The 23,718-nt window shown below is 42.1% G+C and carries 23 protein-coding genes; 12 read left to right on the forward strand and 11 right to left on the reverse strand.

Annotation, left to right across the window (positions count from 1 at the left end; translation table 11 throughout):
• The first annotated feature begins 14 nt into the window (after positions 1-14).
• The 5 genes from FLL45_RS11330 to FLL45_RS11350 are packed head-to-tail and all read left to right on the forward strand — an operon-like array spanning position 15 to position 3,372.
• A complete protein-coding gene (locus tag FLL45_RS11330; RefSeq protein WP_142942113.1) occupies positions 15-791 on the forward strand; it encodes an SH3 domain-containing protein in 777 nt (258 codons plus the stop codon).
• The gene (locus tag FLL45_RS11335; protein ID WP_142942114.1) at positions 761-1,426 is read left to right on the forward strand and encodes an outer membrane beta-barrel domain-containing protein; all 666 of its coding nucleotides are present in this window, start codon (positions 761-763) and stop codon (positions 1,424-1,426) included. The genes FLL45_RS11330 and FLL45_RS11335 overlap by 31 nt, the downstream gene beginning before the upstream one ends.
• Before the next feature lie 56 nt (positions 1,427-1,482).
• The gene (locus tag FLL45_RS11340; RefSeq protein ID WP_142942115.1) at positions 1,483-1,986 is read left to right on the forward strand and encodes a TlpA disulfide reductase family protein; all 504 of its coding nucleotides are present in this window, start codon (positions 1,483-1,485) and stop codon (positions 1,984-1,986) included.
• Between the two features lie 2 nt (positions 1,987-1,988).
• Positions 1,989-2,225 carry a DUF4266 domain-containing protein gene (locus FLL45_RS11345; protein WP_142942116.1) on the forward strand — a complete coding sequence of 79 codons (237 nt, stop codon included), beginning with the start codon at positions 1,989-1,991 and terminating at the stop codon, positions 2,223-2,225.
• On the forward strand, positions 2,212-3,372 hold the full coding sequence (locus FLL45_RS11350) for a DUF3570 domain-containing protein (RefSeq protein ID WP_246075812.1): 1,161 nt from the start codon (positions 2,212-2,214) through the stop codon (positions 3,370-3,372). Before FLL45_RS11345 ends, FLL45_RS11350 begins: the two co-directional genes overlap by 14 nt.
• 55 nt (positions 3,373-3,427) lie before the next feature.
• Here the strand turns inward: FLL45_RS11350 and FLL45_RS11355 are convergent, their stop codons facing one another.
• From FLL45_RS11355 to FLL45_RS11380, 6 genes are all read right to left on the reverse strand, one after another.
• Positions 3,428-4,774 carry a cytochrome-c peroxidase gene (locus FLL45_RS11355; protein WP_142942118.1) on the reverse strand — a complete coding sequence of 449 codons (1,347 nt, stop codon included), beginning with the start codon at positions 4,772-4,774 and terminating at the stop codon, positions 3,428-3,430.
• A 2-nt stretch (positions 4,775-4,776) separates the two neighbouring features.
• Entirely contained in the window at positions 4,777-5,754 is a 978-nt protein-coding gene (locus FLL45_RS11360) for a FixH family protein (RefSeq protein WP_185964419.1), read from the reverse strand.
• 96 nt (positions 5,755-5,850) lie between these two features.
• A complete protein-coding gene (locus FLL45_RS11365; RefSeq protein ID WP_142942120.1) occupies positions 5,851-8,130 on the reverse strand; it encodes a choice-of-anchor B family protein in 2,280 nt (759 codons plus the stop codon).
• A 720-nt stretch (positions 8,131-8,850) separates the two neighbouring features.
• On the reverse strand, positions 8,851-9,126 hold the full coding sequence (locus tag FLL45_RS11370; protein WP_142942121.1) for a DUF6316 family protein: 276 nt from the start codon (positions 9,124-9,126) through the stop codon (positions 8,851-8,853).
• Positions 9,127-9,437: 311 nt separating this feature from the next.
• Entirely contained in the window at positions 9,438-10,727 is a 1,290-nt protein-coding gene (locus tag FLL45_RS11375; protein WP_142942122.1) for an HlyC/CorC family transporter, read from the reverse strand.
• Positions 10,728-10,778: 51 nt separating this feature from the next.
• Positions 10,779-11,570 (reverse strand): cytochrome C assembly family protein, encoded by a 792-nt coding sequence (locus FLL45_RS11380; protein WP_142942123.1) that lies wholly within the window; start codon positions 11,568-11,570, stop codon positions 10,779-10,781.
• A 283-nt stretch (positions 11,571-11,853) separates the two neighbouring features.
• On the opposite strand from FLL45_RS11380, the gene ffh reads away from it, so the two are divergent.
• From ffh to rplS, 5 genes are all read left to right on the forward strand, one after another.
• Complete coding sequence (ffh, locus tag FLL45_RS11385) at positions 11,854-13,230, forward strand: signal recognition particle protein (protein ID WP_142942124.1); 1,377 nt, start codon at positions 11,854-11,856, stop codon at positions 13,228-13,230.
• Positions 13,231-13,509: 279 nt separating this feature from the next.
• Positions 13,510-13,755 (forward strand): 30S ribosomal protein S16, encoded by a 246-nt coding sequence (gene rpsP, locus FLL45_RS11390; RefSeq protein WP_142942125.1) that lies wholly within the window; start codon positions 13,510-13,512, stop codon positions 13,753-13,755.
• 18 nt (positions 13,756-13,773) lie between these two features.
• On the forward strand, positions 13,774-14,307 hold the full coding sequence (rimM, locus tag FLL45_RS11395; protein WP_142942126.1) for a ribosome maturation factor RimM: 534 nt from the start codon (positions 13,774-13,776) through the stop codon (positions 14,305-14,307).
• A complete protein-coding gene (gene trmD / locus FLL45_RS11400; RefSeq protein ID WP_142942127.1) occupies positions 14,294-15,070 on the forward strand; it encodes a tRNA (guanosine(37)-N1)-methyltransferase TrmD in 777 nt (258 codons plus the stop codon). Before rimM ends, trmD begins: the two co-directional genes overlap by 14 nt.
• Before the next feature lie 18 nt (positions 15,071-15,088).
• Positions 15,089-15,445 (forward strand): 50S ribosomal protein L19, encoded by a 357-nt coding sequence (gene rplS / locus FLL45_RS11405; RefSeq protein ID WP_142942128.1) that lies wholly within the window; start codon positions 15,089-15,091, stop codon positions 15,443-15,445.
• Between the two features lie 281 nt (positions 15,446-15,726).
• Here rplS and FLL45_RS11410 read toward each other — a convergent pair whose 3' ends face one another.
• The gene (locus FLL45_RS11410; RefSeq protein WP_142942129.1) at positions 15,727-15,981 is read right to left on the reverse strand and encodes a hypothetical protein; all 255 of its coding nucleotides are present in this window, start codon (positions 15,979-15,981) and stop codon (positions 15,727-15,729) included.
• Between the two features lie 134 nt (positions 15,982-16,115).
• On the opposite strand from FLL45_RS11410, the gene FLL45_RS11415 reads away from it, so the two are divergent.
• Positions 16,116-17,153 (forward strand): GlxA family transcriptional regulator, encoded by a 1,038-nt coding sequence (locus FLL45_RS11415; RefSeq protein ID WP_142942130.1) that lies wholly within the window; start codon positions 16,116-16,118, stop codon positions 17,151-17,153.
• A gap of 109 nt (positions 17,154-17,262) precedes the next feature.
• On the opposite strand, the gene FLL45_RS11420 is transcribed toward FLL45_RS11415, so the two are convergent.
• Positions 17,263-19,008, reverse strand: coding sequence for a sensor histidine kinase (locus tag FLL45_RS11420; RefSeq protein WP_142942131.1), 1,746 nt, complete (start codon positions 19,006-19,008; stop codon positions 17,263-17,265).
• Between the two features lie 107 nt (positions 19,009-19,115).
• Positions 19,116-20,018, reverse strand: a complete 903-nt coding sequence (locus FLL45_RS11425; RefSeq protein WP_142942132.1) for a ketopantoate reductase family protein — start codon at positions 20,016-20,018, stop codon at positions 19,116-19,118.
• Positions 20,019-20,129: 111 nt separating this feature from the next.
• On the opposite strand from FLL45_RS11425, the gene FLL45_RS11430 reads away from it, so the two are divergent.
• Positions 20,130-21,716 carry an AmpG family muropeptide MFS transporter gene (locus FLL45_RS11430; RefSeq protein ID WP_142942133.1) on the forward strand — a complete coding sequence of 529 codons (1,587 nt, stop codon included), beginning with the start codon at positions 20,130-20,132 and terminating at the stop codon, positions 21,714-21,716.
• A gap of 49 nt (positions 21,717-21,765) precedes the next feature.
• Here FLL45_RS11430 and FLL45_RS11435 read toward each other — a convergent pair whose 3' ends face one another.
• Positions 21,766-22,782, reverse strand: a complete 1,017-nt coding sequence (locus FLL45_RS11435) for an ABC transporter permease (RefSeq protein ID WP_210247165.1) — start codon at positions 22,780-22,782, stop codon at positions 21,766-21,768.
• 2 nt (positions 22,783-22,784) lie between these two features.
• Positions 22,785-23,666, reverse strand: coding sequence for an ABC transporter ATP-binding protein (locus FLL45_RS11440; RefSeq protein WP_142942135.1), 882 nt, complete (start codon positions 23,664-23,666; stop codon positions 22,785-22,787).
• Between the last annotated feature and the right edge of the window lie 52 nt (positions 23,667-23,718).

The following is a 23,718-nucleotide window of genomic DNA, read 5'->3' on the forward strand; positions in this document are numbered from 1 at the left end:
GGAAATAATAAAAATTGATTGAATTTAAGTCAGGTATCAAAGGACTACTGATACTGATATTGGCATTGATGACCTATGTCGCCAGCGCCGAAGAAGTCGAAGTGGAAGACGAGGACAATGATTACCAGTCCGTCGTTATCAATGATCCATTTATAGAAATGCATACGGGGCCTGGCAGAGGCTACCCGGTGTTCCATATTGTTGAAAAAGGCGAAACCGTCCTACTGATTAAAAAGAAAACTCAGTGGTACAAAATAAAGTCGCCAAAAGGAAAGCTTGGCTGGGTTAATGAAAACCAAATGGCACGTACATTGACCCCGGATGGCGAAAATTACGAGACTAAAACGCCTGATCAGGCAGGCTTTATTGCAAGAGATTTTGAAGCCGGTTTTATGTCCGGAGATTTTGATGGTGCAACTGTTCTAAGTCTCTATACTGGGTGGAATTGGACTGAAAACATCTCCGCAGAACTTTCGGTTTCTCAAGCGCTTGGCAATGTCTCCGATATCCAGTTTGCAAACATTAGTTTTATGCATGCGCCTTTTCCTGAATGGCGGGTATCACCATATGTCAAACTGAGTACCGGTATAATTAAAACCAAGCCAAGGGCAACATTAGTTTTCCCTGAAGACCGAGAAGATGAAATGCTTGGCGTTGGTATCGGAACCCGTGCATATATTTCAAGACAATTTTTCTTGCGTGCAGAGTATAACTCTTACACTATCTTAACTAGTAGAAACGATAACGACCAAGTAGAAGAATGGAAAATAGGATTCAGCGTTTATTTTTAAGCGCAGCATTAAGTTTGGCCGTGATTGGCCAGGTCTCAGCAGCTGAGCCAGAAGAGCAAGAGGAGGACTCGACAGGGTCACTCTCTAATATTCGAGTATTTGATCCTCAGGTGGAAAGGCGTGAAGTTGATCGCGATTCCATTGATTATGAAAACTGGGAGATTGGTGCTTACATTGGGGTTATCAGTATTGAAGATTTCGGCACTAATGAAGTGACAGGTGCGACGCTGTCTTATCACGTGACCGAAGACTTATTTATTACCGCAAACTATAGCGAATCAGAAGCAGATCTGACGAGTGCTGAAGTTCTTGCGGGAATCTCGATTCTGCCAGATGAACGAAGCTATACTCACTACGATGTGTCGTTAGGCTTCAATATTTTGCCTGGAGAAGGTTTCTTAGGGCGAGACATAGCGTTTACTAGCAATTTTTACTTGCTTGCCGGATTGGGGAGTACCGATTTTGCTGGAGATAATCACGCGACCGCAGTAATTGGCGGTGGTTATCAGGTTTTATTTAATGATTGGTTAGCATTGAATCTAACGCTGAGGGATTATGTTTATAAAATTGAGATCGTTGGCTCAAAAACGGCAAGTGATCTCGAATTTTCAACGGGATTCACAATATTTTTCTAGCACTTGGCTATAATCTGTAGATGTGAAGTTAAAATTGATAAAAAGTAGGTATTTGAATGAAAAATCAGTGGGTTAACAAAGTCAAAGGTATATTGGTTGCGACTTTAATGGTCTTCTCTGTCAATGCAGTTGCCGAAAATAAAGTCCAAGCACCCGATTTTACGCTGAAAGCGCGATCCGGTGACAATAAGCGCCTTTCCGATTATCGAGGACAAGTGGTACTGTTAAACTTTTGGGCATCTTGGTGTGTTCCTTGCCGTGCTGAAATGCCGATACTCGATGATATTCATAAGAAATATGAGGCCCTTGGCTTCACAGTATTGGGTGTCAATGTCGATTTGGACTCAAATAAAGCCATTAAATACCTCAAAGATACACCGGTTGATTTCCCGGTACTGTATGACCCAAAAGGCGACGTAAGTAAGTTATACAGCGTTTCGGCAATGCCAAGTACTGCTATTATTGATCGCGATGGTAATGTACGTTATATCCATCCGGGTTACAAAGACGGCGATGGCGATAAGTATCGCGCGAAAATTAAAGAATTAATGCGAGAGTAATTATGAAGTTACGTAAGATTCTTCGTCGAGGTTTAGTGTTTGCAAGTTGTATCATCGCGACTGGATGTACAACGATTGAACCATGGGTCAAGCCATATGAACGCCAAAATCTGGCGGATCCGATTATGGCTTTCAGTAAAGCGCCTGTATCAGATAACTACCTGCATCATGTTCACCAAGCACGCGAAGGTGCGCGAGGTGCAGAAGGTAGTGCTGGAGGTGGTTGTGGCTGTAACTAGCCGTTTTAGTCAGAGCTGCAAACTTGCAATCGCCGCTCTCTTTGGCGGCGTTTTTGTTTGTAATCAAGCCTTTTCTGCAGTCTTACCCGAAGATCGGGCTGACGCGCTTTATCACGCTTACGACGGCGGTGGAGTCACGATTCAAGGACCATCAATTTTGGTCAGAAAGTCGGTCGGTAATAATGTTTCATTTTCGGCAAACTACTACGTTGATAACGTACAAAGTGCCTCGATTGATGTAGTCACTCGGGCGAGTGAATATACTGAACGTCGTGAAGAAAAGGGATTCGGCGTAGATTTCCTCCATAACAAAACAACTATCGGTCTCAACTACACCGAAAGCCAAGAGAACGATTTCTTTGCCCGCTCTGGGCATTTGACGGTTAGTCAGGATTTCTTTGGTGATTTAACCACGCTTTCGCTGGGGTATTCACAAGGACAAGACGAAGTCGGTCGAAGAGGCGATGAAGACTTTAAAGAAAACGCAGAAAGACGCCACTTCAGGTTAGGGCTTTCGCAAATTATCACTAAAAATAGTATCTTAAATTTTTCACTGGAAACTATCACCGATGAAGGGTATTTAAATAATCCGTACCGGGCAGTAAGGTATCTCGACCCCACCGTTGGGGCTGGATACGCTTATCAAGATGAACGGTATCCTGAGACACGTACGAGTGATTCAGCGGCTATTCGCGGACTTTATTATTTACCGTATCGAGCGTCAGTCAAATTTGAACTTAAGACATTTGCCGACACTTGGGGAATCGAAGCCGACTCGCAAGAGATCGGTTACGTACATCCTATTGGTGACAATTGGCAAGTCGATTTCAAACTCCGAAGCTACAAACAAGGTCAAGCTGATTTTTATAGCGACCTTTTCCCGAGAATTGATGCACAAAATTTCTTAGCGCGTGACAAAGAGATGAGTGCGTTTAGTTCACAAACTATCGGGGTTGGTGGTTACTACAAGTACGAATTGAAAAACTGGGACTCATTCGATCGATTCAGCATCAACCTATCACTCGATCGTGTGTTGTATCAATATGACAATTTCAGAGATTTACGGGTTTCTGCAGAGCCAGGTACTGAGCCGCTTTATGAATATGAAGCGACAGTATATCGGTTCTACTTTTCGTTGTTCTACTAATTCACTGGGTGAGGTTTGTCGTGACAAACCTCGCCTTCGTCACTCAATCGCATACCTAAAGGTTTTTTAAAGCGATTTGCGCTTTCAAATTATTTTCTTGGTTTAGCCCCCACCAGTGATCGTCTTGTGGTAATGGAGAAGTCAATGAGCCAAGAAAACTTTCTAAATCAGTCAATTCCTGTTGGTTTAGCTTAAGTGGCAATATATCAAAGTGTGGCCGACTGGGGTGCTGTTCCATATCGTATACTGGCGGGGTTGGATCATTATAATGAGCTAATACTTGCCGTAAACTTTTAAATTGACCAAACTGCATATAAGGGGCCGTGTTAGCAATATTTCTCAAGGTTGGTGTTTTTAAAGCACCGACTAATTCTGGGCCTTTGGTTTTTAAAAAGCGCATTTCTTGGCATTGACTTTTATTGGCGTCGCTCCATTCAGATAAACAAGTAAACTCATCTGTCAGTAAAGCCTTCACGCCAGCAAATCGACCTAATTCAACCGGCTTATCGGCGAGATCGGGAGCGCCGATATTATGGAACTCGTAATTGGTGAACAGTGGACCATTGTGACAGCTCGCGCAATTTGCTTTACCGACAAATAGCCGTAATCCTCGAACTTCACTCGCCGACATCAATTGGGCAAGTGGCCGTTTTTCTCCCGCTACTAGCGCTTCAATAAATTGATCAAAGCGAGACTTTGGTAGTTTGATTTTTCGCTGATAGGCCATCATTGCTTTTCCAGCATTGCTAAATACATCATTGACTTGTTTTTGCAGTGATTTATTCAGACTATGCCAGTTTTTCTGTGCTGTTTGGTCGCCTATAGGGGACGCTTTTTCAGGCAATAAATTTAAAAATGAAAAATCCTTTTCGCCAAAAGTTTCTTGGTAAATCTCTCGATAATCAGCAGCTAGTTTTCTCACATATTCAACTCGACTGGTATCGAGCTCGTTGTGGGCTTCAATCGGCGCTAACGCTTGTGACCATAAACTATCCTTTCGACCATCCCAATACTGCCATGGGCTATAGGCTGAGCCGATTAAAGTAGGACTATTCCGCGTGGCAATGCCTTCTGCGATTGAAAACTGTAACCCATCAGTGAAAAATTTATTGGGTTGATGACAAGTCGCGCAGGAAAACACTCCGCTACGACTAAATTGTTTATCAAAGAAAAGTATCTTTCCAAATTGAGCAGCTTTGTCATTGTTTGCATATTGATTACTATAAGACTTAGGTGGTTTACCTAATTCATCAAGCGAGAACTTTGACAGAAACCGGATATCTGCGGGAGTGAATTGATAGATGGGGTCGTTATTGGAGGTGCTATGATTGATTACTGATTCAGTTGAGTTTTCGCTGCAACTTAATAGCGTTAGACTAATTATGACTAATAGACATCGCATCTTTATAATACCAAGTTAAAAGTAAAAAAATCTGACTGAGTTTTGTCAGTTGCGTTAGTCTCGTTATCGGCAATAATAAACTTCATAACCCACCAGCCTTTCATCTGAAACTTTAGTCCGTCAACGATGTAAATACCGGGCTCAATCTCTTTGATTACCCGAGGTTCTGTCGGTAATCCATGAACGTGACCGGGCATATGACCTTCGACTAAGAACTGAATATTTTCGACTGGCTTGCCTTGTAAATCAGTCACCAATAATCGCCATTGATGAATGCTATTTAGGGGAACGGCTGTTACGTTGTTTGACTGTGTCGGTGAGTCAGTTGTTTCAATTTGTGGATCGGTGTGAACTTCAATATGGGCAAATAACCTTTCTTGTCGAGAAAGTTTAAACGCGCCAATATCCAGACCTGGTGGTGCATTTTGTCCGATGAGTACCGGGACTTTTAAAGACATGTCGTTGCGATCGGCAGTCACAATTTCATCGCTTAAGGAAACTTTCGGCATATTATTATGGACACTTCTTACTCGAGAGTTGTGAGCAAAGAAGTTTTCGACATTTGAGTCCATTGTTAACGGGCGAGTGTTAGTGATCCAATTACCCCACACAGAAATAACACCTTTCGTGAAATTGGTGGTGGCCGCCTTTTTTAATTGTTCACTTTGAGCACGAGTTGTTGCTCCTTGTTGTTGGGCAACTTCAAGTGCTTTAACGAGCATTGAAATTTCATTTTCAGGATCATCTTCGCCATTTGAGTGTTTGCTTTTATTGGCTCTTAAATTCTTGAGTTGTTTGCGAATTTTGTTGGCTTTTAAAAAATGTTGGCGAGATTCTTTATCGAGTCTCTGAGCGAGTGTTAGCTGTTCTGCAGCTTCTTGAATTTGAATATTCTGAGGTAGAGCGTAGGTTGCTTGAGTGACGAAAAGACTGCAAATTAAGAGCAATATCAATGGTTGTATTTTTGTTATCAGATTCATCATTTAACCCTTTTTTCAAACACGAGAAAGGCGGCATGGCCGCCTTTAAAACATCTGAGTTGCTGAGTGATTGATTACTCAGAAACTTCATTCTTCTTATTGTTGAGCGCAAACTTTTAAGTTATCGATTCCAGCTTCAATCAAATCCCCACCGCCTGTTGCATCGGCAACTCTGGCTCGAATTTGTATCGTGCCGGCACCAGAAGTAAAGTTTTCTAAAGTCCATGCGGCGTTCGACGTTTGATCGCCAATTGATACGAGTGATTGATAACTTCCGCCGTTGACCGACAACTCTAAATTAAATCCGTCATTGGCATCATCACCGGCATCTCTCTGCCCATGGAAGTAATAGAGAGAAACATCCGAAGTTGTTGCGACATTGTAAGCAGGGGAAGTAACGACACACTCGCCACCATCGACATCATCTGAACCCGCTCCGCCAGAATTGGGTTGAGTGAACAAAGCAGAATTACCACTTTGTGCGCCACCTACCTGTGTTGTTACGCCGCCATTAACCACTTGATCTGGTGTTCCGGTGATAAACGTGCCGGTTGAACAAGAACCGCTTGTCGTCCATCCACCCAAGCCTGATTCAAAGTTTTCTTCAACACTACAAGTGGGCGGTGGAGGAGGCGGATCGCCATCGAAAGTGACAGTGTAATCTTCGACTTCGCCATAATTAAATGAACCGCATGCCGATGGTGCTGCGTTATAACGCATAGCGACGCGCATTCTGGTGCTGCCTGCTGCATCACTTGGAATAGTGATGTTGCCATTAACTATGGCGCTGGATGCACCGCCAGAATCAAACACCTCTTCAGAGGCATCAAATGTTCCATTTGCATCGAAGTCGATCCAGATTTTCCAATATTCGTTATAGCTGGTTCCGGCGAATTCAGGCGTTAGCGTAATCGCATTATTACCGATCGACATAGCGACGCTCATCGCTGTAAAATCGGAGTATTGGCTGCTGCCAGAAGGGTTACTAAAATTGCCCACTTCGACGTTACCAATCCACTCTTCAGATGCATTATTACCACTGGCATCACAATAGCTAATCGGCGGTGGAGTATCGTTGTCGATTGCTTGCCAATCCGGTTTTACAATAAACAAGCCCGTGCCGATATCACTTAATACAATGTTGCCACTAGCAAAATATGGATAGTTACTCCAGGTGCCAGAAAATTGCGCGGAATTTGAACCCGGAATGGTATCGAAGTAGGCGGCTTCGGTCATGACGCCATTCTCGATTTCTGTCGTCCTTAGAATTCGCATGCCCGCGCGATAATTGGTTTCAATGACATAGTTGTTGAGCGTATACAAGTTGTGGTCGACCGCCGGCGTGGGCCCAACATAACGGCCAATTTCATTCGGGTTATCCAGGTCACTTACGTCCCAAATATAAGAAGTTGTGTTAATAGAAGAGCGTTGTTCATCGAGTTCATCATTCATGATCAATATTGAATGGTTGTCGTTTAAGAACCAACCTTGGTGGGTATAACGAGAACCACTATAGCCACTTCGAGATAACTGAACAGGGTTTGACTTATCACTAACATCGACAATTGTAATGGTGTCTTCGTTATAGCCAACGCAAATCTCCCGCCCTTGGTAGATCACATCAGGACCATTATAAATGACACATTGTGCATCGTGAGTGTAACCATCTGACGAGAAACAACCCGCATAGCTTGGTGCTTGAGGGGATGAAACGTCAACCATATATAAGCCGCCACTGCACTGATTACTGCCTACAATGTAGGCGAAGCCAGTGTCTTCATTAATGGCGATATTGTGAGCCGAACCAAAACCATTAAAGTGTGCGGTTTCAGTTAAAGTTGAGTTGGGCTGCGTATTGCGGAGTTGACGCATATCGTAAACTTGCAGTCCATGGGTTGATTGTGAATCTGCAACGATAAAAGCATGGTCATTGTAGACTTTAATATCACGCCAGCTTGAGGTGCCATTATTATGTGACCTTAAAAAGCCAATATGAACGGGGTTTTCAGGATCACTGATGTTGACAAAGGCTGTGCCATTAGTTCGCCCAACAATCGCAATTTCGTTGCCATTAACAGGATCGGTCCATCCCCAAATATCATTTAAGTTTTGCGAGCCTCCACCCATATCGGCCTTCGCCAGAAAAGCTTGTAAGTCGACATTTCGACAAGGGTACCCGTTAGCGCTGCCGTTGACGCATTGGTTTGCAGCGAGTGCTTTGTTACCTTGGAGGGCAACGATTTGAGCGGCGGTAAGTCCTTCATTGGAGTTATCAAATTTATAATAGTCTTTGAACATCGCCCCGTGACTCGAAGCCAGCATACACCACATCCCAGAACAGCTTAGTAACGTTAAAAGCAACTTTTTAGTATTCATGATTGGGTCCTATCGATAGATATTATTGTTACTTCGCTGTTAATCAATTGGTGTTTTAATCCAAACATCATCAGTAATTTTTGACAGACAAAGCGGCGCCCTCCAAGCAGGCTTGGATTTTTAAAACAGCGAATTTAAGTGTTTAAATCAAGCTCAAAACTAAGACATTTTTGATATTGTGCGTTTTGAGTAATGCAGGTTTTGCAGTTGAAATGCAAAACATTAGGGATACTGTAGATTTATAAGTGATTAAATTTCAAACAAATATCTAAGATGAAACCTGTTATTTTGAGATATATCTCTTTTACATTATCAATTATTATTGCGAACGCTGTTCATAAAAGGGAGATTGAGTTATTCAAAACGAAGTTTCTCGGCTCAAATTTCTAGCTTGTTTGATTTTGGTCACACTAAACTAACAATAATGAAGCCGGCGAACGACTCATCGTCGAATACTCTTCATTGGGAAATTTTGAATTGGACTGCTTTTCGCGCTTTTTGAACCGCCCGTCGTGCATTTTCAGTCATTCCGCGCATTTTCAGACTTTCAAAAGAAAATAACCGTGTTTGTTTAGAATAATTGGTTAGCGTATTCGTAATTGGTTATCGGTTATTAGTCGTGACTATCAGGTAGATAAATTTGCGACGAGCAATAGTTAACGGCTTTAGCCTGTAAAGCCATTAACTGTCGGTCAGATTCTGTTTAATCCAGAGCGGGATTTAGTTGAAATTGATTTTTGGAACTGTCCAAGAGCCTGCTGAATCATCAAAGTCGACGGGAATGCCGCCGAGATCATTACTGGCACTGACAACATCAATAAACTCGTCGTAAGCATAACGACATTCTGTTTTACTGGAGTAGGGACCGTAGTTTAAGCCTTCGCGTGTCTTGAAAAACCAATTACTGTTAACACAATAGAAGCGACCGCTTCGGGTAAATTGATGGTTCTCGCTCTCACCACTTCTTGGCTTGTAGACTTGGGGGTTGTTAGCCATTTCTTTCAAAACTCCGTCTTGTTACTTCTCTTGGCGCGTTTTTAAATGCTTCGTCAGATTTGTTCGCTCTGAACGCACCAAAAATACATCACTTCCATTCCAATGAAAAATCTGTGAACTGGTCCACATCGTGAAACAATAGCACTAAAATATCGTTGCTTCAATAAAATCCGACAGTAAGTGTCATTTGGGTGCCAAATGGACATAAAAACCTATTGTTCGCTCAGTAGGTTAGTAAAAAATTGGGCTTAATTCTTAATCGATATAAGGTGGTATTTAGCTTGATTTTATAGAGTCGGTTGGCGCGTGAGCTAATCGGTCTCTTTGGCTTCCATATACAATCCAGGCCAGACTCTGACACTTTTTACCATATTAGCTTTAACTTGAAGGATTTCCATGGGGTATCCAGACAAGCGCATTCCGGTACCGGCTTTTGGGATAGCTTCGATGTATTCTATGATCAGGCCATTAAGCGTTTTCGGTCCATCGGTGGGAAGTTTCCATTGTAAAGTTTTATTGATATCTCGAATAGTGGCGCTGCCATCAATGATAATGCTGCCATTTTCTTCTTTTTGAATGTCTTTACTGGATTCGGCGAAGTCTGAAGTGAATTCGCCGACAATTTCTTCAAGAATGTCTTCTATTGTAGCCAAGCCAAGAATGTCGCCATACTCATCAACCACTAACCCGATACGATGTTTTTTGCGCTGAAAATTAAGCAATTGAGTATTTAAAGGGGTTCCTTCTGGGATAAAATAGACAGGAGTCATTGCGTCGATAATGGCCTCTTTATTGAGATTTTCCTCATCGTAGGCGAGTAACTTAATCATCTGCCGAGCATGTAAAAAACCTTTGATATTGTCGATTTCATCCTGATAAACCGGTAGTCGCGTGTGAACGGCATTTTTCATTTGATTGATAATTTCGTCGATATGAGTATCTAGGTTGATCCCTGTAATTTCGGAGCGAGGTATCATAATATCTTCGACGGTTACTTTCTCTAAGTCGAGGATACTGACGAGCATATTTTTGTGTCGCTTGGGTATCATCGCGCCTGCTTCGGCGACAACTGTTTTTAGCTCTTCGCTACTTAAATGGTCCTCGAGGCCATCATCAACTCTGACCCCGAAGAGTCTTAAAAGACCGTTAGTGATAGCGTTTAACCCTTTGACAAAAGGGATCAGTAAAACCGACAAGGGTTTCAGTATGTACGAAGCAGGAAACGCAATTTTTTCTGGGTGCAAAGCTGCTAGGGTTTTTGGCGTCACTTCTGAGAAAACTAAGATGATAAAAGTCAGTCCAAAAGTCGCAATGATTGCGCCCATCGCTGGTCCCCAAATCCGTTCACAAATATAAGTCGCAATGACGGTGGCAGCGATGTTAACAAAATTGTTGCCGATTAAAATCAAACCAATCAGTCGGTCGGGGCGCTCGAGGAGTTTTTGCGTTTGTATCGCGCCGCGGTGCTTATTTTTAGACAGGTGTTTAAGTCGATAGCGGTTCAAAGACATCATCCCTGTCTCTGAGCTAGAGAAAAAGCCTGAAAGAATAATTAACCCTAATAAGATAAGGGACAGGGTGGTCGTCGAAATAGCTTCCAATGAAATGTAGACTCTTTTATTAGTATAAAAACTATCAGTATGTAAATTGGATCAATTGAGGATAAATTCAAGCACAAGCTTACTACCAAAGTAACCTAAAAGCAGCAAAAATACACCGACTAAGCTCCATTTGGCAGCAAAAACACCCCGCCAGCCTTTGACATAGCGGCCAAACATCAAAAATGCCAGTACTACCCAAGAGGCGATAGTAAGGACTATTTTATGCAAAGCTTGGCTCGATTTGAGATCGTTGGGTAGCAGCGTCACTAACACCAAAGAGACTGACATGAGAATAAAACCCATTGTCAATAATTGGGTGAGATATCTTTCCATACCCTGGAGAGAACCCAGCCAGGGGTGGATGTGTGCAGGTCGTTGCCGAAGACCACGATCTAAGTAGAGCACTAATATGGATTGAAGCGCCGCCAGTAACAAAATGCTCATCGCGGCGATACCGCTTAAAATATGCAGAATATTGAGCGGTTTTCCACTCAGTGATATAACACTTGCCGTCTGAAAAAACGCGGCTTCGGCAATACTTACTGCAGCTATAGGCAAGGACACCAAAAGCAAAGAGTGAGCTTGATGTTTAATTAAGTTGTAACCGACAAGGCACATTGCTAACCAGGTTGTCATAACAAAGATGTTAAACAGTCCCAGGTTTTGCTGTTCTCCACCATCAATAAGCTGGTAAGAAAGGTATCCATGACACAAGACTGCTAGAGCATAAGGGATAATTAACCTGTTATCGAGTGATTTGTTATTGGCTAGACAATGCCAAGTGTAAATAAACAAACCACTATAAAGCAGAAAGCTGATCGTTTGTAAAAGGCCGAGAACCAATTTCGTTTAATCCTTTGAAAATCTTACGCTTATTATGGGATACGGTTGAAATGCTGTAAACCTTTTATCGATAGCTGTGTGATATAACCTAAGCGTTATAAATTAGCGGTTTAATATTGTATTTGGCCGAGGTCATGAAAATCTAAGCTAATACTTGTGGCATGGTTGAATCTAGCTATAATAGCCGGTCTTATCGCCAGAGTTTACAGCATGGCTTGATCAGTTCTATTTATGTTAATGTAGTTTTATTAACACTAAATATCGTTTGATATCAGGAAATTGAATGTTTGATAGTTTAAGTGACCGCTTAAATCGGGTCCTCAAAAAAGTTAGTGGCAAAGGTAGAATTACCGAAGACAATATCAAAACCACCCTCCGCGAGGTGCGAATGGCATTGCTCGAAGCCGATGTCGCGCTTCCAGTTGTCAAAGATTTTATCACCAAAATAAAGTATCGAGCTTTAGGAAAAGAGGTCAAGTCAAGCTTAACGCCTGGTCAAGCTTTTATCAAAATCGTTAACGACGAAATGGTAAAAGCGATGGGGGCGGCTAATGAAACATTAGAGCTAAAAGCCAAACCGCCTGCAGTTGTTATGATGGCCGGTCTGCAAGGGGCTGGTAAAACGACTTCTACTGCTAAGCTTGCACGGTATTTAATAGAACGAGAGAAAAAGTCGGTAATGGTGGTCAGTGCCGATGTTTATCGACCCGCGGCTATCGCACAATTGGAGCGAGTTGCGAGTGAAGTTGGCGCGGAATTTTTCCCCAGTCAAGCTGATCAAAAGCCTGTTGATATTGCGAAATCAGCAATTGCGGCGGCTAAAAAAGGATTTGCCGATGTGCTAATTCTCGATACCGCTGGTCGTCTTGCGGTTGATGAGGAAATGATGGACGAGATTAAGGCGCTTCACGCAGCGGTCAATCCTGCGGAAACCTTATTTGTTGTCGACAGTATGACTGGGCAAGACGCAGCTAACACAGCACAAGCATTTGACGAAGCGCTTCCTTTAACCGGGGTTATCTTAACCAAAGCCGACGGTGATGCTAGAGGTGGTGCGGCGCTATCGATTCGGCATATCACCGGAAAACCGATTAAATTCATCGGTATGGGAGAAAAACTCGACGCGCTCGAACCTTTCCATCCCGACCGAATTGCTTCAAGGATCCTTGGAATGGGAGACATGTTGTCTCTGATTGAGGAAGTTGAGCGAAAAGTCGACAAAGATAAGGCCGAAAAACTTGCGAAAAAGGTCATTAAAGGTAAAGGCTTTGATTTAGAGGACTTCAGGGAACAACTGGTTCAAATGAAAAATATGGGTGGCTTAACCAGCATGATGGATAAATTGCCTGGTATGGGCAATATTCCGCAAGCCGCAAAGGATCAAATGAATGACAAGGCCACGGTTCATATGGAGGCAATCATTAACTCGATGACTCCAAAAGAGCGCGCTTTTCCTGATATGATCAAAGGATCTCGTAAGAAACGGATAGCCGACGGCTCAGGTACCGATATTCAAGCTGTAAATCGTTTACTCAAGCAATTTAAGCAAATGCAAAAAATGATGAAAAAAATGCGAGGTAAAGGTGGCATGATGAAAATGATGCGTGGTCTGCAAGGAATGATGCCGCCAGGTGGTGGTTTACCGCCGATGGGGCGATAACTCGCATTCTCCCCATTTTCCGCTGGATTAAAGCCGTATTCAGCGATGTAAAAATCACTCACAAATGCCCGAAATTCGCTTATTCGGGCAATTACTCCAGCCGCTCATTTACATTTTTCAATAAAACCGTCATAAATCGCCAAATTAACCTTAAAAAGGGTTCCCAAATGACACTTTTAAGGATAAAATGCGCGTCCTTTGTGAACTGGGGTCAATCCAGACGGTAAGTTGTGGTTGATTTCCTGGTAAATAGTTAAGTTTTTAGAGGAATTTTAACGCATGGTAACCATACGTTTAGCACGTGGCGGATCTAAAAAACGCCCATTTTACCACATGGTTGTAACCGACAAGCGTAATGCCCGTGACGGTCGTTTCATCGAGCGTGTAGGTTTCTTCAACCCAATTGCAACTGGGCAAGAAGAACGTATTCGTGTCGATAACGAGCGTGTTGATCACTGGGTTGCGCAAGGTGCTCAAATGAGCGACCGTGTTAAAAAATTAATCAAAGACAGCAAAGCTGCTTAATTAGTTTTTTAAACCCAAATGAAAGATTCTCCAGTTGTTATCGGTGAAATAACTGGTGTATATGGCGTTAAAGGCTGGGTAAAAGTATTTTCACATACTGAACCGCGTATCAATATCGTCAAATACAATCCTTGGTTTTTAAAGCAAGGAAATGAATGGAAGTCCGTCAAATTAATTAACGGGCGATCGCAAGGCAAAACTATCGTTGCTCAAATTGATGGAGTAAACGACAGGAATGATGCTCACGCGATGATTGGGACTCAGATTGCTATCGAGAGCTCTCAATTACAAAAATTAGGCGCCAAAGATTTTTACTGGCGTGACCTTGAAGGTTTAGAGGTGGTTGATTTAAACGGAGACGTGTTAGGTCGCATTTCACATCTCATTGAAACTGGTGCTAATGACGTTATGGTGGTTAAACTACCGGCGGAAAAAGCCCAAGGTCAAAAGATTAAGGAATTGATGATTCCTTACTTAATGGACTCAGTGATTAAGAGTGTCGACCTTGATGCCAACCAGATGACGGTTGATTGGGACGATGATTACATCTAAAGCAACACTCAAATTTACAGCTATTAGTCTGTTTCCTGAGATGTTTGCTGCGGTTACTGAGCACGGTGTCGTTGGCCGAGCCATTAAGAATGGTGAAGTGGATGTCGACTTGGTTAACCCAAGGGATTTCACATCTGATCGCCATAGAACAGTTGATGACAGGCCATACGGTGGTGGACCTGGAATGCTGATGAAAGTTGAGCCGCTTGAAAAAGCGATTGAGTCAGTAAAGCATCAATGCCCTGGTAAGGTGATTTATTTAAGCCCGCAGGGAAAACAGTTGAATCACAAATTAGTGAAGCAACTGAGCACAGAACAGCATTTGATATTAATCGCTGGTCGCTACGAAGGAATCGATGAACGCTTGTTAAACAAGCATGTCGATTTAGAGGTTTCTTTGGGAGACTTCGTACTAAGTGGTGGCGAGTTGGGTGCAATGGCAATAATTGATTCGGTGACGCGTCTATTGCCTGGTGTATTAGGTCATAGTGATTCCGCAGAAGAAGATTCTTTTTCTGATGGGCTTTTAGACCATCCGCACTATACCCGACCAGAGGTTTATGAGGGTGCTCAGGTGCCAAAAGCATTATTAAGTGGTAATCACCAGTTGATAGCAGATTGGCGGTTACAACAGCGACTGGGTCGGACATGGTTAAGGCGACCAGAGCTACTCGCTGAAAAAAGTTTAACCCAAAAAGAGCAACAATTGCTCGAAGAATTTCAGCGGAATTATTCGCTGAAAAAAACAGATTTATTAGATTAAGTAACCCAGGAGTGGACAATGAGTAAGATAATTGATCAACTGGAACAGGAACAAATGACTAAAGACATCCCTGAATTTGCACCAGGTGACACTGTCGTTGTTCAGGTAAAGGTTAAAGAGGGCGACCGTGAGCGTCTACAGGCTTTCGAGGGCGTTGTTATCGGCGTTAAAAACCGCGGATTAAACTCTGCTTTTACAGTAAGAAAAATCTCTTATGGTGAAGGTGTTGAGCGTGTATTCCAAACATACAGCCCACTAGTTGACAGCATCACGGTTAAAAGACGTGGTGATGTTCGTCAAGCTAAACTTTACTACTTACGTGAGTTAAGCGGTAAAGCGGCTCGTATCAAAGAAAAGCTTGATACTAAAAAGTAATCGATTCGATTATGAAAAAAGGCGCTCTCAGCGCCTTTTTTTATGTCTATAACTAAACGTCTTATTTGAGCTAATTGAATGGTTGTTGGCATTATCGATTTTGGTTGCAGTTGTAGGCTTAATTCATTCTTTTCGCTGATTTTAGCGACATTTTGTAGCTATCTTTGCTTAATTGTTTAGATCTGACAGGTATTATCCTGTGATATTTCTAAGCGACTACGCTCCCTTTTTAAACTCATAGTTTTATCAACGACTGAGGCAGTTTTTAACCAATTCTAAAATTACGCCGCGGGTTTCATTTCAAATTCATTAGTGCGCCGTTTAATCCTCCTTGCAATGCGCACTGTTTGGCTTTTCGGTTTAGCGAGGCTGCATTCATACAAGTATCCATATAGCCCCAAAGTCTCAAGAATCAGTATTGGCATTAATACTAATTGATTAAAAACTGGCATGGTTGAGCTAAAACTAATATACAGTAAAATCAATAGCTTAGTTGCGACGATCGCGACCAAGGTTAGTTTACCTTTGGTATTCATACAGCGCTCCTTTTGTCTGTTTGTACGCATATGATTATTTTATGAACAAATCAGGCTTGACAGAAGTGGCAATAATGACTTTAATGGTGTTAAAAGTGACATCCAATAAAAGCCAACGATAATGCGAGCTTTTAGTGTCAAATTGGAAAATGACAATAGCCTGTGAGAGTTTGATTAAAATGAGAGAAATAGCGATCTTAATGACCGACAATTGTTTAGCGAGCAGTGTCACCGGACCGCATGATCTATTTAATATGGCTAACCGTGTGTGGCAGCACGTGGAAGGAGAAGCTGCTGAGCCTTTGTTTAGGGTTAAGCTAGTATCAGAGGATGGAAAACCCGTGACAACCTCAAGCGGTATCGTTATTCATGCCGATGAAAAGCTTGCTGAGCTAAGCGACTGTGATTTCTTGATGATTGCGGCCTACCTTTACGGTGCGAAGAACTCGCTTCTTGAGTTTATTCAGAGTAAAAATACGGTTTATGCTGAGCTTCGCCGTCTGCATCATGAAAAGACGATGATTGGTGCGTATTGTTCGGCAACGTTTGTTTTAGCCGCCAGTGGGTTACTTAAAGAAAGAAAGGCAACCACCAGTTGGTGGCTTGCTAATAGTTTCCGAAGGTCCTTTCCCGAAATTCACTTAACTTTAAATGAGTTAGTTGTCGAAGAGCAGGGGATTTATACCGCTGGCGCGACGACTTCGTATATCCATTTGTGTCTAAAAATCATTGAAAAGCTAGTCGGCGCACAAATCGCTAATCAAGTTTCAAAAGTGTTGTTAGTCGACAATAATCGACTATCTCAGTTACCTTACATGCAGTTTATTCCAACGCTCCATCACAAGGATTCAGTCATATCAAAGTGTCAAGATTGGATTCAAAACAATCTATCTCGATCCATCAGTTTAGAAGATATGGCTGCGGTAGCCTCGATGAGCAAGCGAAATTTTATCAGACGGTTTAAAAAAGCAGTGGGTGAAACACCATTGTCATACCTTCAAAGGCTGCGTATTGAGGCCGCTAAAAGATATTTAGAAACCACTGATATGCACATGGAACAAATAATTGAAAAAGTAGGCTATGAGGATTCAAGTGCTTTTCGACGAGTCTTTCAAAAGATAACCTCTCTCACGCCAAGTGCGTATCGAAGTAAGTTTATCATGTCTGCTTAAACCAAAAGCGCCTGAATAAGGCGCTTTTGGTTTCAAAGAGTCGGTCACTGAATCGGTCAAAGTAGTATTCACAGGGACCAATGACTTGTCGCTGTGAATAGTCAGTTTGCTAATCGATTTCACAAGTGAACCAGAATTGACTTCCTTGGCCCTGCTCACTAATTACACCGATTTCTCCGCCCATCAAGTCAGTTAAGTGTCTTGAAACGATTAATCTGAGCCGACCAGCAAAACTGCTATTAGTGAGTTTAGTTGTTTGTTCAAGCGAGTCAAATAAGCCTTTCTGAGCTTCGATCGCCATCCCGACGCCGGTATCTTTAACGGTAAAACGCAGCATTTTTTGGTCATCTTGCTCGATGGTATCGGCATATAGTGATACTTCACCCTCTTTGGTGAAACGAATGGCATTACCCAGCAAGTTTCTTAAAATTTGTCGGATTCTGAAGGGATCCGCTTGGACTTCGTTGGGAACCTCAGGGTCAGTACTGGCTTGCAAGGATAGCCCTTTATCATTAGCAAAATGCGAGAGCTCGGAAGAGAGATCATCGACGAGTTCTCTGACACTAAAAGTCTTCTTTTTCAGTTGCAGCATGCCTGCGTCAAGTTTTGAAAAGTCTAAAATATTATTCAGGTTGTCCACTAACGTTCTGGTGGAACGCTTAGCAATATTTAGGAGTTGTTTCGGTTCCGGCTCAAATTGGTATTCTGAAAGTAATTTGAGCATACTCACGACCGATTTCATCGGGGTGGTGATTTCATCACCCATTCGGGATAAGAATTCGGACTTCAACTTGGGTTCATTAGCGACTGAGTCGCGCTCTTTGGTAATTAAAGTGACATCTTTTTTGAGTTCTTTCTCGGCATCCTGCAATTTTCTGACTTCAATACTCAAACTTTTCTTTTGCTGAACCAGCTGTTCCAGGCGCTGACGGATAGACTGGATGGTATCTGCCATATTTTGGTCGTTAGTCAGGTTTTGCAGTGTTGTCAGCCGGTTCATTTGTTCGACGATTGGAAGTTGAATATCGATCGTGTCGTTAAGTATCTCTATTGACTTACGTGTTGAGTTGATTTGTTTGATCACGATAAATAATAAAACTAGAGTCAGCAAACCACCGATTATCCCATACACTAAAGTCATGGATACTGCTGCACTTGGTTCGACCAACAAGACAAGCTTCCATAACGAAGACTTCACCGAGTCTGGCCAGCTAACTTCGACTAATTGGTAATCGGAAAGCGCCGGTGAAGTTTCTATACTTATACTTTGAACGGAATCATTGTTGACAACGGCAACCGGAACTTTTGCGTCGATATGAATGGTTTTTAGAAATTCATTGTCCAAATTTTTAATGCCGATTAAAGAACCTAAAATTTCACCTTCAAGTGACTTGATTGGCGTCAGCATTATGATCGCAGGCTGATTCTTGTAAACTTGCAATAAACTGACAGTGGCTCCTGTTTCATAAAGTCTTTTAAGCGGTTGCCCTAATTCCCCGTAACGACCGGGCAGGGAAGGTTTTTCAAAATAAATAACATCTGTTTTATTCGAATGAACGCCGAGAGTCGATAGTCCAGCGGCTTGATATAAAGCGCGCTGAGCATCGATCGAGAATGACCATTCTTCTGCTTGAGTCGATTGCCATATTGGGCTGAATGAAAACGACTCTAGCGCCGTCTTAATCGACGTAAACTCATTGTTGATATTTGTCGATATCGTTTGTGCATTGCTTCGCGCGGTGCTCAAATCTCTGGAGGGAGATTCTTGTTGACTGGACTGACTATTGATTAAAAGCAACGTCAGAAGTCCACCAATTAAGAGAATACTGATAGTCGATATTCTAGTTGGGTTCATGGGGGTTTTAGCTCTTTATGTTGGTACTGTTATCGTTGTTATTTACTTAAGAATATCAGAAGAACCGCGGTTTCACCGGATTTCTCATAATAAATGTGATCTAGGTTTTAGTTTGAATCTAAGGCTTTGATTTGTTTCACAATTTCAGAATGTTCTTTGAGCGCAATAGATTCTTTTGTGGCGAGCTCAATTAAATACCCATTGATAAAGTCGATTTCAGTGGTTTTCTTTTTGTGTAAATCTTGGCGCATTGAAGAAGAGTTACCAGCAGTATTTTCAGCCACCTGTATTATTCGTTGCGTGATTTCATCTTGACTGAATTGAGGTAGAATTATTCTCAGAAGCGGAGAAAGCTCATTGAGTAGCCGAGCGGCGAGGGGAATCAATTTATGTTGTTCAACCACTAAGCCATTCTTGATATCCAAAAGTGCGGTTACGGGATTAATTATTGCGTTAATAACCACCTTGAGCAGCATATTGGTCTTGTGGTCGTCACTCCACTCCGCGGTGGGGAGAACATAATCGAGAAGTTCAATGGTTTGCTCAAATTCTTCCCCAGCGTAATCACTGTGCAGGTTACCAAGAATTGTTTTTCCGTTGCCCGTATGAACTAACTGGTCATTACTGATGAAAGCACCATGTACAATGGACGCGTGAAGAATCGGGTTTTGGTATTTAAAACCTTGCATGATTTCGACCAGGCCAAGCCCATTCATCATGAGGACAATTGGACAAGAATTCATCACTTTTGAACGCAGTTTTTGACCGAGTTCGCTGAGACAATGAGCCTTAACACAAATTAAAATCAGATCGCAGTCTCTCCAATCATCGAGTTGGTCGTAGTCTAGGCTAGTTTCAAAATCGCCTAAGGGAGAGACAACGCTGAGTTGTGTCGATGGACGAGGCGTTCGTACATAAAGCCTGACGTCTTGGTTTTTTTGCTTAAAAAAGCTAGCCCACAAATGACCAATGGCGCCAGCGCCGATTATGTTGATTTTTAGTGGTTCCATCGAAACAGTAATTGTCACGCACGCGTTTAAACAGTTAGTATATCTTGAATAAGATTAATTTGAAAAAATACAAGGTTATATGCCGCGAGAGTGGTGTTTTTGGGAAACTTAATGCTTAAAGATGCAGCAGTTGAAAAGAATTGGAAGACGACCGCTCAATTATTGATCAAACCACAAGTGTTGACGATGTTGTTTCTCGGGTTTTCTGCAGGAATTCCTTTTTCATTGATTTTTAGTTCTTTATCGCTCTGGTTAAACGAGGCGGGCATTACTAAGTCAATGGTTACGTATTTTAGTTGGGCGGGGCTCGCTTTCTCGTTTAAGTTTCTCTGGGCACCATTAGTTGATCGAATTCCGGTTCCCTTTTTGACTCAGTGGCTTGGTCGAAGGCGAGGATGGCTATTAACCGCTCAGTTTATGGTTATTGGCTCAATTATTTTTATGGGAAGTATCAATCCCCTCTCAAGTGAACAAGCGCTTGTCATAATGGCGCTTGCGGCGGTCGCGTTGGGTTTTTCTGCCGCGACTCAAGATATTGTCATCGATGCTTATCGCATCGAAGTTGCAGATGTTTCAATCCAGGGCGTTTTATCGTCCACTTATTTTACCGGTTATCGTGTCGCAATGATCGTTTCGGGAGCAGGGGCACTTTATTTAGCCGGGTATCTCGGCTCAAGTAAGGAGAGCTATGACTACGATGCCTGGCAAACTACCTATTATGTTATGGCTGCCGTTATGCTTATTGGCATTGTAACGACGTTAGTTATTCGCGAACCGGAAAATCTTCAGCCGCTCAAAACACAATACACTAATGCTCAATATGTTCGCTTCTTGCTCTTTTTTGCGGCTTGTGTTGTTGTCTTGATTTATTCTTATTTAGCTACCGCTGAAATGATTGCTAATTGGAAATTAGCCATGTCAAATTTCTTCGGTAACAAGCCTCTCGCGAATTTTATAGGGGAAACCTCTCAGTTAATTTTTGCTGCAATTGGCGTGATTGTATTTGGTTTTATAATTAATAAAGTCGGCTTGATGGAACGTCAGTTGGTGAGAGAAAACTATTGGCTGCCCGTTAAGGATTTTTTCAGTCGTTATGGCTTAAAACTTTCAATATTGCTGCTTGTTTTTGTCGGTTTTTATCGTATTTCCGATATTGTTTTGGGCGTTATCGCGTTGGTGTTTTATCAAGATTTGGGATTCACTAAAGCAGAGATCGCAACTGTCTCCAAAACCTTCGGTGTTGTCATGATGATCATTGGTAGTTTTATTGGCGGAATATTTTCGATTCGCTTCGGGGTCATTCGTGTTCTAATGGCTGGAAGTATTCTAATCATCCTGACCAATTTGTTGTTCATGGTATTGGCACATGTCGGTGATGACATAGCAATGCTTTACCTGGTAATCTCTGCAGACAATTTAGCCGCAGGTATTGCGACTGCCGCTTTTTTGGCATTTTTAGCGAGTATCACTAACGTATCGTTTACTGCAGTTCAATACGCTATTTTCAGTTCCTTGATGACTTTAATTCCGAAAATAATCGGCGGTTATTCTGGGAGTATGGTTGACAATATTGGCTATTCCAATTTCTTTCTCGTTGCAAGTTTAATGGGCGTGCCAGTATTATATTTAATTGTCCTGTTAAACAAACACCTAACACTAAAAGAGAATGGTGAAGTAGCGAAGCAGTCGAGTAAATAGGCTTGGTCTGGGCTAGCAAATTAGCGATTCACTGAAAGCGAAAATTCGATTAAGTTCGATTATTGCCCCAGCTAAACATCCAGCTACTGGCAGCGAGGAAAACTATCGTCATTATTGCAAGAACAATTAAATGACCGGATACCGCCGCTAAGCCAACTCCGTCTGTCATAATGGCCCTTGCAGCATCGAGCATATGTGTCAAAGGAAATATCTGAGCAATCGATTTGACCACTTCAGGAGCCCCTTCTAAAGAAAACCAAACGCCAGACAAGAGCATCATTGGCCAAGAAAGAAAGTTGAGTAACCCGCCGGCAAACTCTTCACTCGCAGATTTTGAGGCGATTAATAAACTCATCGCGATCATACTAGAAGCGCCCAGCATGCCGACAATTAGAAGATTAAAGAGTGAACCTAATATATAAAAGTCTAAAAGTAAGTGGCTGCCAAAAAATACGATTGAGGTGACAAGCATCACAATGATTAATCGAGAGACGATTTGTGCAGATAAGAATTCAAAAGCAGTTAAAGGCGTGGCTTGAAAACGTTTTAGTACGCCATTCTTGCGATAACGGACGATAACGTAACCAACGCCAAACAAACAACTGAACATCATATTCATCCCCAGAATACCAGGCATAACCCAGTCAACATAACGAATCGCTCTCCCTGAAGTTTGCGAACGGTCGAAATTTGGGAAGTAGTTAGTTAATAACGTTTCGACAATATAACCTCGGGCAGAGGTTTCATTTACCCAGTACCGTTTATTGTTAAAATCGACAAGAAGATCGATCTTATGTTGATCAACTTTTAAAACGGCCTCAGATTCGTCGTTATAACTGACAAACTGGAAATGTTTGAGTTGCAAAAATGGATTATCGATAGATTCGATATTGGTTAGCGAAGTGTGCAGAACGCCAACTTTATGTAAGCTTCTCGCATCATCATTAAACATAAAAGAGAAGCCAAAAATCAGTAGTACGGGAAAAACAAAATTCCATGCAAGAGCAGCGCGATCACGAAGAAACTCTTTATTTCGAGCATTGAGGATGGCAAAAAATTTATTCATAATTAACCTCTCAGCTGATGCCCGGTTAGTTTAATAAACAAGTCTTCTAGGTTGGGCGAGCGGACCTGCATGCCTTCCAGCGGAACTTCATTTTCGAGTAAAGTTCTAATGGTTTGATCGACGTTTGCGGACATTATTTCAACGACTTGGTTATTACGTAAATAGTCTAATTGCATGCTTTTTAACTTTGGTTCGATGCTAATCGGTAGCGTCACTAAAACACCATCAAAATGGTCTTTTAATAACGTATTTGGCGTACCTCGTTGAATAATTTTTCCAGTGTCCATTATCACGATTTCATCACAAAGGGATTCGGCTTCATCCATGTAGTGAGTCGTTAATAAAACCGTTTTGTTTTGGCGCTTGATATTATCTATTAGTTGCCAAAAGTTGCGTCGTGATTGCGGGTCTAGACCGGTGGTTGGTTCATCTAAGAAGATAATTTTAGGATCATTAAGCATCGCTAAAGCGAGCAATAGTCTTTGGCGCTGGCCACCTGAGAGCTTTCTTGTATCGCGGTCAACGATTTCCTGCAAAGCACACATTTCAATCAACTGAGCGCTTGATAAAGACTGCTTATAGAAGTTAGCAAACATCGATAGGGTTTCTTTTACTGTCAAGAAATCTTGAATGGCAGTATGTTGAAACTGAATACCGACTCTCTGATAATAATTTTTATCGATGGGTTTACCTTCGAATAAAATTTCACCTGAAGAGGGCGGCAGAATACCTTCCATCATTTCGATTGTTGTTGTCTTTCCTGCACCGTTAGGACCCAACAAGCCAAAGCATTGTCCTTGTTTAACATTGAAGCTAATATCATCAACTGCGACTGTTTTAGCGTAACGTTTGGAAAGATTTTTTATTTGCAATATATCAGCCATGAGGCAATTCTAATCGCGGAAATTGGAAAAAGAAAGAGGCGTTTATTTTATC

This window comes from Aliikangiella marina (assembly GCF_007004765.1).
GTDB lineage: Bacteria > Pseudomonadota > Gammaproteobacteria > Enterobacterales > Kangiellaceae > Aliikangiella > Aliikangiella marina.

Coding starts and splice junctions, on each gene's coding strand:
- FLL45_RS11425 (WP_142942132.1), bottom strand. CDS start 20,018: ATGGAACCACTAAAAATCAACATAATCGGCGCTGGCGCCATTGGTCAT.
- FLL45_RS11335 (WP_142942114.1), top strand. CDS start 761: ATGGAAAATAGGATTCAGCGTTTATTTTTAAGCGCAGCATTAAGTTTG.
- FLL45_RS11340 (WP_142942115.1), top strand. CDS start 1,483: ATGAAAAATCAGTGGGTTAACAAAGTCAAAGGTATATTGGTTGCGACT.
- FLL45_RS11365 (WP_142942120.1), bottom strand. CDS start 8,130: ATGAATACTAAAAAGTTGCTTTTAACGTTACTAAGCTGTTCTGGGATG.
- FLL45_RS11420 (WP_142942131.1), bottom strand. CDS start 19,008: ATGAACCCAACTAGAATATCGACTATCAGTATTCTCTTAATTGGTGGA.
- FLL45_RS11410 (WP_142942129.1), bottom strand. CDS start 15,981: ATGAATACCAAAGGTAAACTAACCTTGGTCGCGATCGTCGCAACTAAG.
- ffh (WP_142942124.1), top strand. CDS start 11,854: ATGTTTGATAGTTTAAGTGACCGCTTAAATCGGGTCCTCAAAAAAGTT.
- FLL45_RS11430 (WP_142942133.1), top strand. CDS start 20,130: ATGCTTAAAGATGCAGCAGTTGAAAAGAATTGGAAGACGACCGCTCAA.
- FLL45_RS11435 (WP_210247165.1), bottom strand. CDS start 22,782: ATGAATAAATTTTTTGCCATCCTCAATGCTCGAAATAAAGAGTTTCTT.
- FLL45_RS11440 (WP_142942135.1), bottom strand. CDS start 23,666: ATGGCTGATATATTGCAAATAAAAAATCTTTCCAAACGTTACGCTAAA.
- FLL45_RS11370 (WP_142942121.1), bottom strand. CDS start 9,126: ATGGCTAACAACCCCCAAGTCTACAAGCCAAGAAGTGGTGAGAGCGAG.
- rpsP (WP_142942125.1), top strand. CDS start 13,510: ATGGTAACCATACGTTTAGCACGTGGCGGATCTAAAAAACGCCCATTT.
- FLL45_RS11360 (WP_185964419.1), bottom strand. CDS start 5,754: ATGAATCTGATAACAAAAATACAACCATTGATATTGCTCTTAATTTGC.
- FLL45_RS11345 (WP_142942116.1), top strand. CDS start 1,989: ATGAAGTTACGTAAGATTCTTCGTCGAGGTTTAGTGTTTGCAAGTTGT.
- rplS (WP_142942128.1), top strand. CDS start 15,089: ATGAGTAAGATAATTGATCAACTGGAACAGGAACAAATGACTAAAGAC.
- FLL45_RS11355 (WP_142942118.1), bottom strand. CDS start 4,774: ATGCGATGTCTATTAGTCATAATTAGTCTAACGCTATTAAGTTGCAGC.
- trmD (WP_142942127.1), top strand. CDS start 14,294: ATGATTACATCTAAAGCAACACTCAAATTTACAGCTATTAGTCTGTTT.
- rimM (WP_142942126.1), top strand. CDS start 13,774: ATGAAAGATTCTCCAGTTGTTATCGGTGAAATAACTGGTGTATATGGC.